This is a genomic window from Exiguobacterium sp. KJ 601 (genome assembly GCF_027161185.1).
GTDB classification, from domain to species: Bacteria; Bacillota; Bacilli; order Exiguobacteriales; family Exiguobacteriaceae; genus Exiguobacterium; species Exiguobacterium profundum.
In genome coordinates this window covers 45,433-59,467 of the sequence record NZ_JADHZG010000003.1, presented here as the reverse complement: position 1 = coordinate 59,467, position 14,035 = coordinate 45,433, and the positions used below count along the sequence as shown (strand labels likewise).

Below are 14,035 nucleotides of genomic sequence, written 5' to 3'. Positions count from 1 at the left end.
CTTATGCAGTGACAACCGCACATAAAAAATGACTTCCATCGATTTGATGGAAGTCATTTTCATATATCACGCCTCACGCTTTGCGCGAAGTTCTGCAGGTACTTTCCCACGTTTTGAAATCACTTCTGCGATTCCAACCAATACGATGAACGAAATCAATGCAGCGAAGAATCCGATCCAAATCGACGCTGTAATCCCGAGCACCAAGTAACCAATCGCCGAGATGACCGCTGCAAGAATAGCGTACGGCAATTGTGTCACCACGTGGTCGATATGGTGTGAGCCCGCTCCTGTTGAGCTGAGAATCGTTGTATCGGAAATTGGTGAACAGTGGTCACCGAACACCGCTCCGGCCAATACAGCCGCAAGTGACGCGAGAAGGAGTTCTGGTTCAACGGCCATGATCAAGTCGGCACCGATTGGAAGCATCAAACCAAATGTTCCCCAACTCGTTCCTGTCGAGAATGCCATGATTCCGGCAATCAAGAACAGAAGGAGTGGCAAGTAAGATGCAGCGATTGTATCTGTCACGAAGCTCGCCAAGTATTCACCAGTCTTCATGTCGCTGATGACCGCAATGATTGTCCAAGCAAACAAGAGAATCAAGACAGCCGGCCACATGGCACGAACGCCTTCCCATGCCGCTTTTCCATAGTCACGTGTTGGGATTTTACGACCAATGAGAAGCAAGAATGCGACAATCAAACTGATGACAACACCCGCAACGAGTGAGCGTGTCACGTCTGTCGATTCGAAGGCTCCAATCAACGAGAAGTCTTGACCGTCAGCCGCGAGCGCTTGACCACCCGTGTAAAGCATCGCTGACACCGTCGCGATGATAAGCGTGATAATTGGTACGATCAAATCACGTACTTTTCCACCTTCGTGCTCGTGTAAATCTTCGCTCATTCCCATCGGCTTTCCTTTTGCCGAATCATACAACTCCCCTTGGAGGGCACGAAGTTCGTGCGTGCGCATCGGTCCGATGGCAAGTCCAGTGAATGCCACATATGCTGTCAAGAGTAGTGCGAAGACGGCATAGAAGTTCATTGGGATGATTTGAATGAATGCAGAGAATGACGAATAGCTGTCAATCGAGTATTTTGCCAAAATACCTGCGATGATGGCGATGATATATGCACCCCAACTTGAAAGCGGGCTGATGACACAGACAGGTGCTGCAGTTGAGTCAATCATGTAAGCCAACTTTGCACGTGAGATGTTTTTACGGTCTGTGAGTGGACGACTGATGTTTCCGACCGCCAAGCTATTGAAGTAGTCATCGATAAAAATCAAAATACCAAGTCCGAATGAGACGAGACGTGCACCGCGTGCTGTCTTGACGTTCGCCGCAGCCCATTCACCAAATGCGCGTGCGCCACCTGACGTTTGAATGATTGACGATAAAATCCCGAGAAGGAGCAAGAACGCAATCAACAAGACGTTCCATTCATTGATGGCTCCATCCGCCCAGAATAAGGCGATGACGTTCGACCACAAATATTGAATCGAATCAATTGGATTGAAGCTATGCAAGAGAAGGACTCCTGCGATGATCCCGACACCGAGTGATGGGATGACCTTTCGTGTTGTGATTGCCATAATAATTGCAAGTAATGCCGGTACGAGTGAGAGTACCGATGTTGAATAATCTACCATGCTGAATTCCTCCTTTTTTATTAGGATGAGGCCCCCCTATGCTTAAAAAAACGCAAAGCGAGGGCATCGGCAACAAAGCCGACACCCTCGCTGGATGTTCCGTCTTTCTTAGCCGACTTGGAGCGCTCCATACGTAAATATGTATGGCAGTCCGACGGGTATTTCCCGTCAGCCCAGCACAACCCCACGGACATGGTGTTGCACTTCGGCGATCCTGCCTTTTTGTAGTCCTCATCGTTGTCATCCTCCGACTACTTACTCATCAGCATCGCACCTCTACCTCATCGATAGCACGAATATTCATTTAAAGTTACGTCTAAATTATCACAGGTTGGTGTCACATATCAATAGTTTTTTTCATCACGAATGATTCGCTTCAAGACAGCGAGTGCTTCTTGGTCATTCGTTTCCACCGCTTTAAAGAAATCGTTGAAGAAGTGATACAACACGAATCGGTCAGCGTGAGACTTCGTCTGTTCTTTAATCGTAGAGAAAATAAGTCGTCGTAAACGACGTTTTGTCTGTGTTTCTTCTGGTAGTTCTTCGCATCGGTCCTTGAAAGCACGATATACAGAATTGATCAATTCCTCATGTTCATCATACGACCGATTGTAAGCAACTTGTTCCATCTGTAATATCCCCCCTTTCAATGTTGACCCGATGAAACTTGACGTAACTATACCAACTTCCCGTCACGCATTCAATCGTTATCGGCGGTTCTTAACAAAAATCATACGTTAGACCGAGTCAAGCGTTGATGAATGAGAACGTGGTCACGTCGAACAATCCCATATCGGTCAATTTCAAGTCAGGAATGACCGGTAAGGCGAGGAAGGACATCGTCAAATACGGATTGAAATGACGATGGGCTCCCACGACATCTAGCGCATCATTGAGCTGTTCCAGAATCTCTGCCACTTCACGATATGGTCGCTTCGTCATCAGTCCACCAATCTCGAGCGGAAGGACGGCAAGCACTTCTCCTTCCGATACGGCGACGACCCCTCCCCCTACTTTTTCAAGAGTTCTCGCCGCGAGCAACATGTCTTCCGGGCTGACCCCGGCGACGACCAAATTATGGCTGTCATGGGCAACTGTGGCTGCCAGGGCACCTCGTTTCAAGCCGAATCCCGTTACCGGGGCAAGAGCCATATGGCCTGTCCCATGATGGCGTTCGATGACGGCAAGCGTCGCGATATCCTGCGATAAATCTGCGCCTGATGCGTCTGGTTGGAACGTGAGACGCTGTCGTTTCGTCAACAAGCTGTTCGGAAGCACTTGAATGACATCGATTTCTTCTTCACTTGCGGCAAGTCGGAACGACTCGGCGGTCAATTCGGGTAAAGCGAGCTCACCTTTCATCGGTTTTGGCACTTCAATCCCTTCCGATTCAAACGTCGCATTCCCCTTCTCCGCAACGAGCGTACCATTCACATAGACTTGTTCGATTTTTACCGATTCGACGTCTGACAAGATAACGAAGTTCGCCTTCTTACCAGGTGCAATGGCCCCGACCTCTTTTAATCCATAGGCCTCTGCGGCATGTAGACTTGCGATGGCATAGGCCGTTTCCGGCTTAACCCCTTGCTTGATGGCGGTACGGATGTTGTAGTCGATTCCACCTTCCGCGACCAAGTCATCCAAATGCTTATCATCCGTACAGAAAAGGAAGCGGTGGGCATTGCTTTCCGTAACGGCTAGGCTCACCTTCTCCACGTTTCGAGCAACGGACCCTTCCCGAATTTGAACGTAGAATCCACGTCGCACTCGTTCAATCGCCTCTTCCGCAGTCGTACATTCATGATCCGTCATGATTCCTGCAGAACGATAGACGTTCAATTGGTCTGGGCCAAGTCCCGATGCGTGTCCGTCGACCACTTTACCCGCTTGTTCCGTCTGTGCGATTTTTTGAAGCATGTCTTCACTTCCGGCTTCAACCGAAGGATAATCCATGACCTCGCCTAGTCCATGCACTCCTGGATCTCCTAAAAACGGGGCCAAATCTTCCGCATACAGTTTAGCACCTGCATGTTCGAACGGTGTCGCCGGTACACAACTCGGAAGCATCATGCGGACGTCGAGTGGAAGTCCTTTCGCATCTGCTAACATGTACTCAATCCCGAGTGCTCCGTTCACATTCGCAATCTCATGAGGGTCAGCAATCACGGTCGTGACGCCAAGTGGCAAGACCGCTTTCGCAAACTCATGCGGTGGGACCATCGATGACTCGATATGGACGTGGGAATCGATAAAGGACGGTGCAAGCGTCCAGGTCGGATCGTGATACTCGACCTCCCCATCGTACCCATCCCCAATAGCCACGATATATCCCGCGTCGATGGCGACGTCTGTACGAATCGTCTCACGACTGTACACGTCAATCACTGCGACGTCTTTAAAGACGACGGCCGCTTTCTTTTTCTTTGCGGCGATGTCAATCAAATGTTGTTTCTCCATCTTTCGATCTCCTTATTCAACGTATTTTAACTATCTTACCAAGAATATTCTTTTCGTTGCAATTTCTTTTTCAAGTTGTGCGACAATGATAACATATCCGTCTGAAAGGGGTTACAACGATGCAATACAAATTAGGAGAGTTGACACCAAAAGTCGACCCGACGACTTATCTCGCACCAGGGGCACATGTGATTGGAGATGTGACCATCGGCGCGCACTCGGGAGTATGGTTCAATACCGTCATCCGTGGAGACGAAGGACCCATTCAAATCGGTTCTTACGTCAACATTCAAGATGGTTCGATGATCCACCAATATGAAGGCTCACCGACCATCATCCATGATCGTGTCTCGATTGGTCATATGGCGATGATTCACGGCTGTGAGATTGAAGAAGACTGCTTGATTGGCATGCACGCCACCGTGCTCGATGGGGCGAAGATTGGAAAAGGGTCCTTTGTTGCTGCCGGTGCGCTCGTCACACCGAACATGCAGATTCCTGAAGGGGTGATGGTCATGGGTGTCCCAGCCAAAGTCGTTCGTCCGTTAAACGATGAAGACCGTTTTATCATGGAGAGAACGGTCAAGAAATATGCTAAGCGTGCCGAACAATATAAAGAGACGTGTATTCCAATTCGCGAATCATAATGTTCATGAAAGCGTTTACAAGATTCATAAAATGTTAACGTTTCTCTCGAATTTTCTACATAGTTCCTTTGTATACTGAAGTTGTAGCCAAGCTGATGTATTGAAAGGAGCCCACTCTATGTATCCGAACCATGATCAACTCATGCTAGACCTGTACGCCTCATCCATCAATCCAAGTTATGGCCTTCATATCGATGATTCATTCGATGATGCCCTTCATGGCGCACATCGAGAGGTTTGGGAACGTATGCATTTGGATAATAGTAGAGAAGAAGATTCTAAAAATGGAGGAACGACTGGATGATTCCAACGACTGTGATTCAAGATTGGCTCGCAACAAAATTAAAGCGATAATTGACCGATATATAGAGCAAGCGAGCGAAGGGATTCCCCATCGCTCGCTTTTTATTATTCAAACATGATGAGATGCGAATCAATCGGTTGTCGCGCTTTCGGTGTAGGGATAACTTCTGTGTCATATTTCCCGATTTGCAGGAGACCGATAAACGTCTCCCCTTCCGCTCCAATCATTTCCTTCAAACGCGCATCGTCAAACAGTCCGCCCGTCCGCCAGACCATTCCGATCTCACGTTCACTTAAGAGCAGCTGAACATTTTGAATGAATGTCGCCGTCGCGAGTAACGCGTCACGATTCCCTTTATCCGTCTCAAAATGTTTTGCCGTCACATACATACAGGCCGCCGCATTTAAGATTCGTCCCGTCACTTTTTCGCGTTGCCCTTCTGACGCCTCCGAGAAGGCTGGTTCGAGCGCATCGAGTAACACTTGCTTCCCGTCTCCATTGAACACATACACGTTCCATGGCTCGACTTTATTGTGAAATGGTGCATGATGTGCCGATTGCAACACTTCATAAAGCACTTTCGTATCGATTGGTTCTTCCTTGAACATACGGACCGTACGTCTTTCTTCAATTAACTTTTGTGCTGCTGTCTTTGTCATGACCGTCACTTCCCCTTTTTTTCTCTTCTCTATCATAATTGAAAAACGTTCTCATTTCAAAATCAAAAAAGACTACAGATTGCTCTGTAGTCTTACGTCGATTGCCCAATGACCTCACATGCCACCAAGTCTTCAAACGTTTGGCGACGGACGACAAGGCGGTGATTCCCATCCTTGACGAAGACGACCGCCGGACGAAGCATTTGATTATAGTTGCTCGCCATCGAGAAATTGTATGCTCCCGTCGCTTTGACAAGTAATAAGTCACCTGGTGTGACAGGAGGGATCAACGAGCGGTTCGAGATGATGTCTCCCGACTCACAGCACGCTCCGACTATTTTTGCCTCGAGCGTCTTCTCTTCATTCATCCGTGTCGCTGCCACGACCTCATACTCTGCGTCATACAATGCCGGACGGATATTATCCGTCATCCCGCCATCGACAGACACGAATGTACGAACGCCGCTCACTTCTTTGACGGTCCCCACCTCATACAGCGTGGCACCCGCATTGGCGACGAGCCAACGTCCTGGCTCAATCCCGATTTTCGGAAGTGGCAATTCACGTGCCTCGACCTCTTCGACCAACGTCTCCATGACTTGCTCCATCGTCTGGGCAAAATCGAGATATTCGTCTTCATCCAAGTAAGCGACGCCGAAGCCCCCACCGATGTTCAAGACGTCCGTCGTATAGCCGGTTTCCTGACGAATCGTATCCATAAAGCGCACCATCGTCTTCACCGTATTGATGAAGAGGGTCGGATCTTGAATTTGAGAACCGACGTGACAGTGAATCCCCTTCAACTGTAAGTGCTCGGCTTCTAACGTCGCACGAATCGCGTCTAAATACGTGTCGTCATGCGTCGGGAAACCGAATTTTGTATCAACCCCACCCGTTTGAATCGCCGCATGGGCACCTCCGACAACTTGAGGGACAATGCGGAGAAGCACATCGACTTCACGATTGTATTCAGCCGCAAGTCCTGACAAGAGGCTGATTTCTCGCATATTATCGATGGTAAAGTGTGTAATCCCCTGTTCGAGCGCGTATGTGATATCCAAAATCGTCTTGTTTGAGCCGTGAACGTGAATGCGCTCTGCCGGTACACCAGCATGCAGCGCCACGTACATCTCACCTCGCGAGACGACGTCGATGCTCATTCCTGCCGCCATGACTTTTTCATACACGGCCGCAATCGATAACGCTTTTGACGCGTATAACGCATACGTGTTCGGATACTTATCTAGAAACGCATTCTGGACAATTCTAAGGCGACGCTCTAGTTCTGGCTCACTCATGATGTATAAAGGTGTCCCGTACGTCGCTTGAAGTTCACGGACGGACACGCCTTCGATCAAACATTCTGATTGATTGGTGGTGTACATACAATTCCTCCTTCAAAGCGATGTGGGACACGCCACGAACGGGCACAGAGCTGTTCTGAGTTGTTGGCATAGCCAACACGTGTCACGTCATCGATTTTCGTCTCGATTCCATATAATGTGACGCGGTCGCCGATTTGTACGTCTTCGTCGACTTTGATGAAGCTATGGCTCATAAAGATGTTACTGATGAACGGGTATGCTTTCCCTGCGATGTGAACAGGCAAGTGACGTCTCGCCCGCATCAATCCATCCCCATATCCGACAGGTAAGACAGCAATCCGTTCTTTCGATTCCACGGTATATCCCGTTCCATACCCGACATGAGCCCCCGCTTCGATGTCGTGGACGGCAACCACTTCTGTCTCCCAATAAAACGCAGGTACGAGCCACTCAACCGGCTCAACCGATGAATAACCGTATAAGAAAATACCGACACGCACATGTGTGCAATGGTGCAAGCGCGAGTCGTCTTGAAGCGCGGCCGCACTATTTGCCGCATGGATCAGTTCAAACGTATGACGTTCCATCAAACGTGTCGACCAGTCGGCAAAGCGTTCGACTTGGACGCTATGCTCGACTTCGGCATTGTCCGCATCCGCGAGCGGAAAATGTGTACATAGTCCGACAAGGTTCAATCCTTCATTTTGGCAGAAGGCAACGATCCGTAGCGCTTCTTCAAACGATTTGGCACCGAATCGGTTCATGCCGACGTCTAATTTCAAATGAAGGCGAACGCCATCGAGATGCTCACGCTGTGAAACGAGCCATTCATACGATCCGATTGCGACGTCAAATTCATGGGTATGCACGTGTTCCCACGTGTATATCGGATTCATGACGAGGACGCGAGCCGACTCTGCATGCGCTCGCACTTCAATCGCTTCTTCTAACGTGGTCACCATGAAGTGACGGACTCCTTCATCATACAAAGTCGTCACAACTGGCTCCATTCCTAGGTTATAGGCATTGTTTTTCACGACCGCAAACACGGGGCGCCCGAGCGCTTCAATCCGGCGTTTGTTTTCGCGAATCGCATTTAAGTCAATTGTGACTCCCATCGTGCAAAACTCCTTTACTCTGTTACTGCTGATTTCACGAACGTGATCCAATCGCGGTGTTCCGGAAGCTGTCCTGTTACGGCTTCACGATAGCGTGTCAACATTTCTGTCGCAACCGTCTGGACACCTCCACCAATCGAGATATGGTCGACCTCGATGACGCTCGTCACCTCGGCTGCCGTTCCCGTTAAGAAGATTTCATCAGCCACATAGAGCTCATCGCGTCCGATATGGCGCTCGACGATTTCATAGCCGGCCTCGCGAGCCAATTGCATCACCGTTTGACGTGTGATGCCATCGAGTACAGAACAGTCAAGGGACGGTGTCGTAATCGTTTTTCCTTTCACGAGGAAGATGTTCGCGACACTCGCCTCACTGACGTTTCCGTTCATATCAAGGGCAATCGCTTCGTCGAATCCGTCACGGAGCGCCTCTCCTTTTAATAGCTGTGAGTTCATATAGTTCGATGCCGCTTTCGCTTGCATTGGCATCATTGTAGAAGACACGCGGCGATACGAGGCCACTTTCGCTCGAATCCCGACCGTCTTGTTGAAGTATTCACCGAGCGGCCAACACGAGATGGCAACATGTACCTTCGTCTCAGCAGTCGGCATAAGTGCCTGCCATGGTGTTCCAAGGAAGACGAACGGACGGATGTAGCATGCTTCAAATCCGTTTCGCTCAATCAATTCCATCGTGGCTTGTTCGAGTTCATCTACCGTATACGGTAGCGTGACGTGGTAGTATGCACACGAGCGAACAAGTCGCTCCAAGTGTTCACGTAATCGGAAGATAGCAGGACCTTCCTCCGTGTGATACGCGCGAATCCCTTCAAAGAACCCGCTTCCGTAATGAATCGCGTGTGTCATGATACTCGTGTTTGCGTCAGTCGGCTCAATCCAAGCCCCGTCTTTCCACATCCATTGTCCATACTGTTCCATAATGCAACTCTCCCATTCCTCATTTTTTATATTTTCTGTCTATTATACGTTAGAGAGAGCGTAAGTCATCAACAAGTTGCGTTTTTTCAGAAGTTTTTTCATCTTTCTGTTTGATGATTCGTGCCGGTGTTCCCGCAACGACGACGCCTGGAGGTACGTCTTGTGTGACGACACTGCCTGCCGCGACAACCGCATTTTCACCGACGCGAACGCCCTCCAAGATGACTGCGTTCGCCCCAATCATGACACCATCCTCGATGATGACCGGATCTTTTGAAGGTGGCTCAAGAACCCCTGCGACCACGGCACCTGCGCCAAGGTGAACGTTCTTCCCGAGCGTTCCGCGCGCTCCGATGACAGCGTTCATGTCGACCATCGAACCATCTCCGATGACCGCTCCGATGTTGACGACAGCTCCCATCATGACAACCGCGTTGTTTCCGATTTGGACGTGGTCTCGGATGAACGATCCTGGTTCGATTCGGGCATTGAGTCGTGTCGTATCAAGCATCGGTACGGCACTGTTGCGACGGTCGTATTCAAGATGTGAATCCGTGATGACCGATGCATTTGCTTCCAAAAATGCCGCAGCGCGTTCTGCCGTCGTCAAGAACAGTTTCGACTCATCCGTTCCGAATGCTTTCGCCTCCTCGATTTCAAGACCTGCCAATTGACCGTTGACGTAAAGCTTGACTGGTGTTTCCTTTTTAGCATCTTTAATATATTGTGCGATTTCATAAGCGTTTGTGAGTAACATGAGTAGCCTCCTCGTATAAGTTCGATAGATTATAAAGTCCTGCCGGGCGATCGATAATCGTTGCCGCAGCGGCAAGGGCCCCGTTTGCAAAGACGCGTTTCGATAACGCGGTATGTTTCAGTTCAATCATTTCATCATCTCCGGCGAAGAGCACGGTATGCTCACCGAAAATCGTGCCACCCCGAATGGAATGCATTCCTAACTCTTCAGCTCCACGCGCTTCCCGACGTGACGTTCGTTCGTAAATCGGTGTCACGTCACGCTTCGCTTCGATGGCACGTGCCAATAATTCTGCCGTCCCGCTTGGTGCGTCCACTTTCTTCCGATGGTGTGCCTCAATCACTTCAATATCATATCCGAGAGTGAGTGGGACGAGTTGGTCGAGCAACTGTTTCAACAGTGCAATCCCATATGAGGTGTTATAAGACTGAAAGATTGGGATCTCTTGTGAAGCCGTCTCGATCTCGGCCAATTCTTCCGGTGTGAAGCCCGTCGTCGCAATGACGAGCGGAATATTGCGCTCCCGTCCGAACGCGAGTAAATCAGGGAGTAACGCCGGGTTCGAAAAGTCGATCACGACATCGACGGGTACGTCCACCTCATTCAGAGTCGCCGTGTGCTCGTCACTTCCCGGTGAGACGATTGCCGTTACGTTTACACCTTGCGCATGAGCGACCTCTTCGACAATGCGTCCCATTGCGCCAAAACCATGGATGAGAACATTCATTGTCTCACCTCATTGAATTGTTCCATCGCCGATAGTAATTTCGCCTCAGCCGTCGCGCTCATTGGAACGAGCGGCAGACGTGGCGCACCGACTTCAAATCCTCGCGCTTGAAGCGCTGCCTTCACCGGAATCGGATTCACTTCTGCGAAAAGTTCATCGATGACTGGGAGTAAACGAATTTGCCACGTACGTGCTGTCTGCAAATCACCCGCCAATAGGGCGTCTGCCAACGCGACCGTCGCTCCCGGATAGACGTTTGATAAAACGGAGACGACCCCTTGTGCGCCCCAAGCCATGTACGGCAAGATTTGATCGTCATTTCCACAGTAAACGGTGAACCCTTCCGGAATATGGGCCATCATCTGCGCCATGACCGAGATATCCCCACTCGCTTCTTTCAAGGCCGTGATGCGCGGATGTTCCGCGAGCTCACCGACCGTTTCCGGTGCCAAGGCGACACCCGTCCGTGACGGAACATTGTAGAGCATGAGCGGAATCGGTGACGCATCCGCAATCGCAGTAAAGTGAGCAATCAGCCCGACCTGTGTCGACTTGTTATAGTACGGTGTGACGACCATCGCCATCTCCGCACCAAGTTCGGCGGCCCGTTTCGTTTTCTCAATACTGACTGCTGTATTGTTCGAACCGGTCCCCGCGATGATCACGGCTCGACCGTTTGCGACCTCCACCGCTCGAACGAGCAATGTCTCAAACTCGTCATCAGTGATTGTCATCCCTTCGCCGGTCGTCCCACCGATGACGAGACCCGTCACACCTTCTTGGATTTGGTCTTCAATTAATGCCGCCCATGCTTCTAGATTCAACTGCCCATTTTCTTGAAATGGGGTAGCTAGTGCTGTCGCCACTCCTGTGAACATGTCATCTCCTCCTTATTTCGTCGCTGTTTGACTAATCATACATTGTGCGATTTGAACGGCATTCGCTGCCGCCCCTTTTCGGACGTTATCTGCAACGCACCAAAGATGGAACGTATTGGGTTGTGAATCGTCTCGGCGAATTCGTCCGACATACACCTCATCCGTCCCGTTCGCATCGAGCGGTGTCGGATATGTCAATTCGGATGGATTGTCCATTAACACGACCCCTGGTGCATCGGCAAGGACTGCTTTCAGTTCTGCGACCGTCGCATCTCGCTCGAGCGACACCGTGATTGAGACCGCATGACTGTTTCGCACCGGCACCCGGACACAAGTGGCCGTCACCCCGAGGTTTGGCGCATTTAAAATCTTACGTGTCTCATCCATCATCTTCTGTTCTTCTTTCGTGTAGCCATTTTCTTGAAACACATCGATGTGCGGCAACACGTTATCATAAATCGGATACGGATAATTCGTCGGTTCCTCTCCGCGCGCACCGCGCTCGAGGTCATCGATCCCTTTTTGACCCGATCCCGATACCGCTTGATAAGATGTATAGGCGACGCGTGTCAGTCCGTATACTTCCGCTAGAGGCGCGAGCGCCACGACCGATTGAATCGTGGAACAGTTCGGGTTCGCGATGAGCGTTCTCTCCGGACTGAGTTCGACTCGGTTCACTTCCGGTACGATGAGTGGAATTCCTTCTTGCATTCGGAATGCACTTGAATTATCGATGACAATGACTCCTTGCTCACTCAACCGAGGGGCATATTGTTCACTAATGCTCCCACCTGCAGAGAAGAGTGCGATATCGATTGGGTCCGCATAAATCGCATCGGTCAATTCACGAATCACGATCGATTGCCCATTCACCTCGACCGTCTTTCCTGCCGAGCGGGCTGAAGCATAGAGTCTCAACTCGCTGATTGGAAATTCATATTCTGTTAAGACGTCAATCATTTTTTGTCCGACGGCACCTGTCGCACCGACGACTGCTACGTTATACATTATGCTCCCCCCTTATAAGTGGAACCGGGCCGCAATGGCTGCGACTGCCGCTTCTACGTCTTGTTCTTGAATCGTATAGGAAATACTGATTTCAGACGTCGTGACTTGATAGAATGGAATCCCCATCTCACGGAATGTCGCAAAGAGCTCTGAAGCGACCCCTGTCGCGTCTCGCATACCGATTCCGACGACAGAAATTTTTGCATGTTCCGTATGACGATCGATTTTGATTTGTGGCAAGGTCGCTGTCAACTCCGCGAGCGCCTCTTCTAAAAACGCCTCTTCATCGAGCGGACATGTGAACGAGAGAAACACTTCGCCGTCGAATGCCGTCTGTGAAATCATATCGATGTTGACGTGTCGCTCTGACAATCGTTCAAAAATGTCTGCGACTCCCGCCGCCGTATGCGGAATATGTTTGATTGAGACACTGAGTACGTTCTTGACGACACTCACACTCGTGACTGCTTTCTGTTCCATCGCTTGCGTCGTATCCATGATCCATGTTCCTCCTTCGCTCGAAAGCGTCTTCCCAACAAAAATATTGACGTCATATTTCTTTGCGAGCTCCACGCTTCGCATCTCCATCACTTTTGAACCGAGTGCACTCATCTCCATCATCTCGTCATAGGAAACCGTATCAAGCCGTTTCGCCGTCGGATGGATTCGTGGGTCCGTCGTATATACACCCGCGACGTCCGTATAAATTTCACAACGCTGACTGAGGACGGCCGCCAGTGCGACGGCTGTCGTGTCCGAACCGCCACGCCCAAGGGTCGTGACGTCTCCCGCTTCATTCACGCCTTGGAATCCGGCGACAATCAGGACGTCGTATTGACGCAACTTCTCGTGTAACACTTCTTTCCGAATCGCTTTGATTTTGCTCTTCGTATGAATGCCCATCGTATCAATCCCGGCTTGCTGTCCTGTTAATGAGATGGCCGGTACGCCTCGCGAGTTCAAGGCGATACTGAGTAGGCTGATGGTCTGTTCTTCTCCAACGGCGAGTAGCCGGTCGAGTTCGCGAATCATCGGGCGATCCGTGATTTGTTTGGCGAGCGACAAGAGCGAATCTGTCGTTTTGCCCATCGCCGATACGACGACGACCAATTTTTCACCGGTCGCCACACGTGTCTGTAAATAGTCCGAAATGGCTTGTATTTGTTCGATTGTGGCAACGGAGCTGCCACCAAATTTCAGTACGGTTGTCATCAAGTTCCCCACTTTCAAGATGTCCACCAACAGAAAAAGCGGCAGACCGGTAGGAAGCACTCTCCCTACGGTCTGCCGCTTGTACGCGCAGTTGAAAAACGATTAAAGAATCGTTCCGTAGATAGCGCTCCATGGTAGTTGACCATGGCAGTGTAGGCGTTATTCACGACTACCCCAGCCTTCATTCACACGCACGTGAACGTCGACTTCGGCGAATTTCCCCTTTCGGCTCGGTCCGGAGTGCGTCCGTTTCAACCAAGCTTACTCATGTCATTCGCAACCTCTATCTGTCAGTTGTTAGTATTAGTTATAACAAAACGAAATCTTCTTGCCAACCTTTTTT

14 protein-coding genes and 2 riboswitches are annotated in these 14,035 nt (G+C 50.1%); of the genes, 2 read left to right on the top strand and 12 right to left on the bottom strand.

Annotated features, from left to right (window positions below; genetic code table 11):
* Positions 1–66: 66 nt before the first annotated feature.
* From IRJ25_RS12460 to ade, 3 genes are all read right to left on the bottom strand, one after another.
* Positions 67–1,659 carry a Na+/H+ antiporter NhaC family protein gene (locus IRJ25_RS12460; protein WP_214689100.1) on the bottom strand — a complete coding sequence of 531 codons (1,593 nt, stop codon included), beginning with the start codon at positions 1,657–1,659 and terminating at the stop codon, positions 67–69.
* 112 nt (positions 1,660–1,771) lie between these two features.
* Positions 1,772–1,946: riboswitch (Lysine riboswitch) on the bottom strand.
* 57 nt (positions 1,947–2,003) lie between these two features.
* Positions 2,004–2,288: a hypothetical protein gene (locus IRJ25_RS12455; RefSeq protein ID WP_015880753.1), complete on the bottom strand. Its 285-nt coding sequence runs from the start codon at positions 2,286–2,288 to the stop codon at positions 2,004–2,006.
* A gap of 118 nt (positions 2,289–2,406) precedes the next feature.
* Positions 2,407–4,116, bottom strand: a complete 1,710-nt coding sequence (ade, locus tag IRJ25_RS12450) for an adenine deaminase (RefSeq protein ID WP_214814431.1) — start codon at positions 4,114–4,116, stop codon at positions 2,407–2,409.
* 119 nt (positions 4,117–4,235) lie between these two features.
* Between ade and IRJ25_RS12445 the strand changes: the two genes are divergently transcribed.
* Both IRJ25_RS12445 and IRJ25_RS12440 read left to right on the top strand, forming a co-directional pair.
* Entirely contained in the window at positions 4,236–4,763 is a 528-nt protein-coding gene (locus IRJ25_RS12445) for a gamma carbonic anhydrase family protein (RefSeq protein ID WP_214818559.1), read from the top strand.
* 118 nt (positions 4,764–4,881) lie between these two features.
* A complete protein-coding gene (locus IRJ25_RS12440; protein WP_074037801.1) occupies positions 4,882–5,067 on the top strand; it encodes a hypothetical protein in 186 nt (61 codons plus the stop codon).
* A 104-nt stretch (positions 5,068–5,171) separates the two neighbouring features.
* Here the strand turns inward: IRJ25_RS12440 and IRJ25_RS12435 are convergent, their stop codons facing one another.
* The 9 genes from IRJ25_RS12435 to IRJ25_RS12395 form a co-directional block, all read right to left on the bottom strand.
* Positions 5,172–5,726, bottom strand: a complete 555-nt coding sequence (locus IRJ25_RS12435) for a nitroreductase family protein (protein ID WP_269318395.1) — start codon at positions 5,724–5,726, stop codon at positions 5,172–5,174.
* 92 nt (positions 5,727–5,818) lie between these two features.
* The gene (gene lysA / locus IRJ25_RS12430) at positions 5,819–7,111 is read right to left on the bottom strand and encodes a diaminopimelate decarboxylase (RefSeq protein ID WP_269318394.1); all 1,293 of its coding nucleotides are present in this window, start codon (positions 7,109–7,111) and stop codon (positions 5,819–5,821) included.
* Entirely contained in the window at positions 7,081–8,169 is a 1,089-nt protein-coding gene (gene alr / locus IRJ25_RS12425; RefSeq protein WP_214784699.1) for an alanine racemase, read from the bottom strand. The genes lysA and alr overlap by 31 nt, the downstream gene beginning before the upstream one ends.
* Positions 8,170–8,183: 14 nt before the next feature.
* A complete protein-coding gene (locus IRJ25_RS12420) occupies positions 8,184–9,110 on the bottom strand; it encodes a branched-chain amino acid transaminase (RefSeq protein WP_074037806.1) in 927 nt (308 codons plus the stop codon).
* A gap of 49 nt (positions 9,111–9,159) precedes the next feature.
* Positions 9,160–9,867: a 2,3,4,5-tetrahydropyridine-2,6-dicarboxylate N-acetyltransferase gene (gene dapD, locus IRJ25_RS12415; protein WP_015880745.1), complete on the bottom strand. Its 708-nt coding sequence runs from the start codon at positions 9,865–9,867 to the stop codon at positions 9,160–9,162.
* Positions 9,845–10,594, bottom strand: coding sequence for a 4-hydroxy-tetrahydrodipicolinate reductase (gene dapB / locus IRJ25_RS12410; protein WP_015880744.1), 750 nt, complete (start codon positions 10,592–10,594; stop codon positions 9,845–9,847). Before dapB ends, dapD begins: the two co-directional genes overlap by 23 nt.
* On the bottom strand, positions 10,591–11,472 hold the full coding sequence (gene dapA / locus IRJ25_RS12405; protein ID WP_269318393.1) for a 4-hydroxy-tetrahydrodipicolinate synthase: 882 nt from the start codon (positions 11,470–11,472) through the stop codon (positions 10,591–10,593). The genes dapB and dapA overlap by 4 nt, the downstream gene beginning before the upstream one ends.
* A 12-nt stretch (positions 11,473–11,484) precedes the next feature.
* The gene (locus IRJ25_RS12400) at positions 11,485–12,480 is read right to left on the bottom strand and encodes an aspartate-semialdehyde dehydrogenase (RefSeq protein WP_159563506.1); all 996 of its coding nucleotides are present in this window, start codon (positions 12,478–12,480) and stop codon (positions 11,485–11,487) included.
* Positions 12,481–12,492: 12 nt separating this feature from the next.
* Positions 12,493–13,692 (bottom strand): aspartate kinase, encoded by a 1,200-nt coding sequence (locus IRJ25_RS12395; RefSeq protein ID WP_078147890.1) that lies wholly within the window; start codon positions 13,690–13,692, stop codon positions 12,493–12,495.
* Between the two features lie 114 nt (positions 13,693–13,806).
* Positions 13,807–13,986: riboswitch (Lysine riboswitch) on the bottom strand.
* Positions 13,987–14,035: the final 49 nt, after the last annotated feature.

Coding starts and splice junctions, on each gene's coding strand:
- IRJ25_RS12460 (WP_214689100.1), bottom strand. CDS start 1,659: ATGGTAGATTATTCAACATCGGTACTCTCACTCGTACCGGCATTACTT.
- IRJ25_RS12455 (WP_015880753.1), bottom strand. CDS start 2,288: ATGGAACAAGTTGCTTACAATCGGTCGTATGATGAACATGAGGAATTG.
- ade (WP_214814431.1), bottom strand. CDS start 4,116: ATGGAGAAACAACATTTGATTGACATCGCCGCAAAGAAAAAGAAAGCG.
- IRJ25_RS12445 (WP_214818559.1), top strand. CDS start 4,236: ATGCAATACAAATTAGGAGAGTTGACACCAAAAGTCGACCCGACGACT.
- IRJ25_RS12440 (WP_074037801.1), top strand. CDS start 4,882: ATGTATCCGAACCATGATCAACTCATGCTAGACCTGTACGCCTCATCC.
- IRJ25_RS12435 (WP_269318395.1), bottom strand. CDS start 5,726: ATGACAAAGACAGCAGCACAAAAGTTAATTGAAGAAAGACGTACGGTC.
- lysA (WP_269318394.1), bottom strand. CDS start 7,111: ATGTACACCACCAATCAATCAGAATGTTTGATCGAAGGCGTGTCCGTC.
- alr (WP_214784699.1), bottom strand. CDS start 8,169: ATGGGAGTCACAATTGACTTAAATGCGATTCGCGAAAACAAACGCCGG.
- IRJ25_RS12420 (WP_074037806.1), bottom strand. CDS start 9,110: ATGGAACAGTATGGACAATGGATGTGGAAAGACGGGGCTTGGATTGAG.
- dapD (WP_015880745.1), bottom strand. CDS start 9,867: ATGTTACTCACAAACGCTTATGAAATCGCACAATATATTAAAGATGCT.
- dapB (WP_015880744.1), bottom strand. CDS start 10,594: ATGAATGTTCTCATCCATGGTTTTGGCGCAATGGGACGCATTGTCGAA.
- dapA (WP_269318393.1), bottom strand. CDS start 11,472: ATGTTCACAGGAGTGGCGACAGCACTAGCTACCCCATTTCAAGAAAAT.
- IRJ25_RS12400 (WP_159563506.1), bottom strand. CDS start 12,480: ATGTATAACGTAGCAGTCGTCGGTGCGACAGGTGCCGTCGGACAAAAA.
- IRJ25_RS12395 (WP_078147890.1), bottom strand. CDS start 13,692: ATGACAACCGTACTGAAATTTGGTGGCAGCTCCGTTGCCACAATCGAA.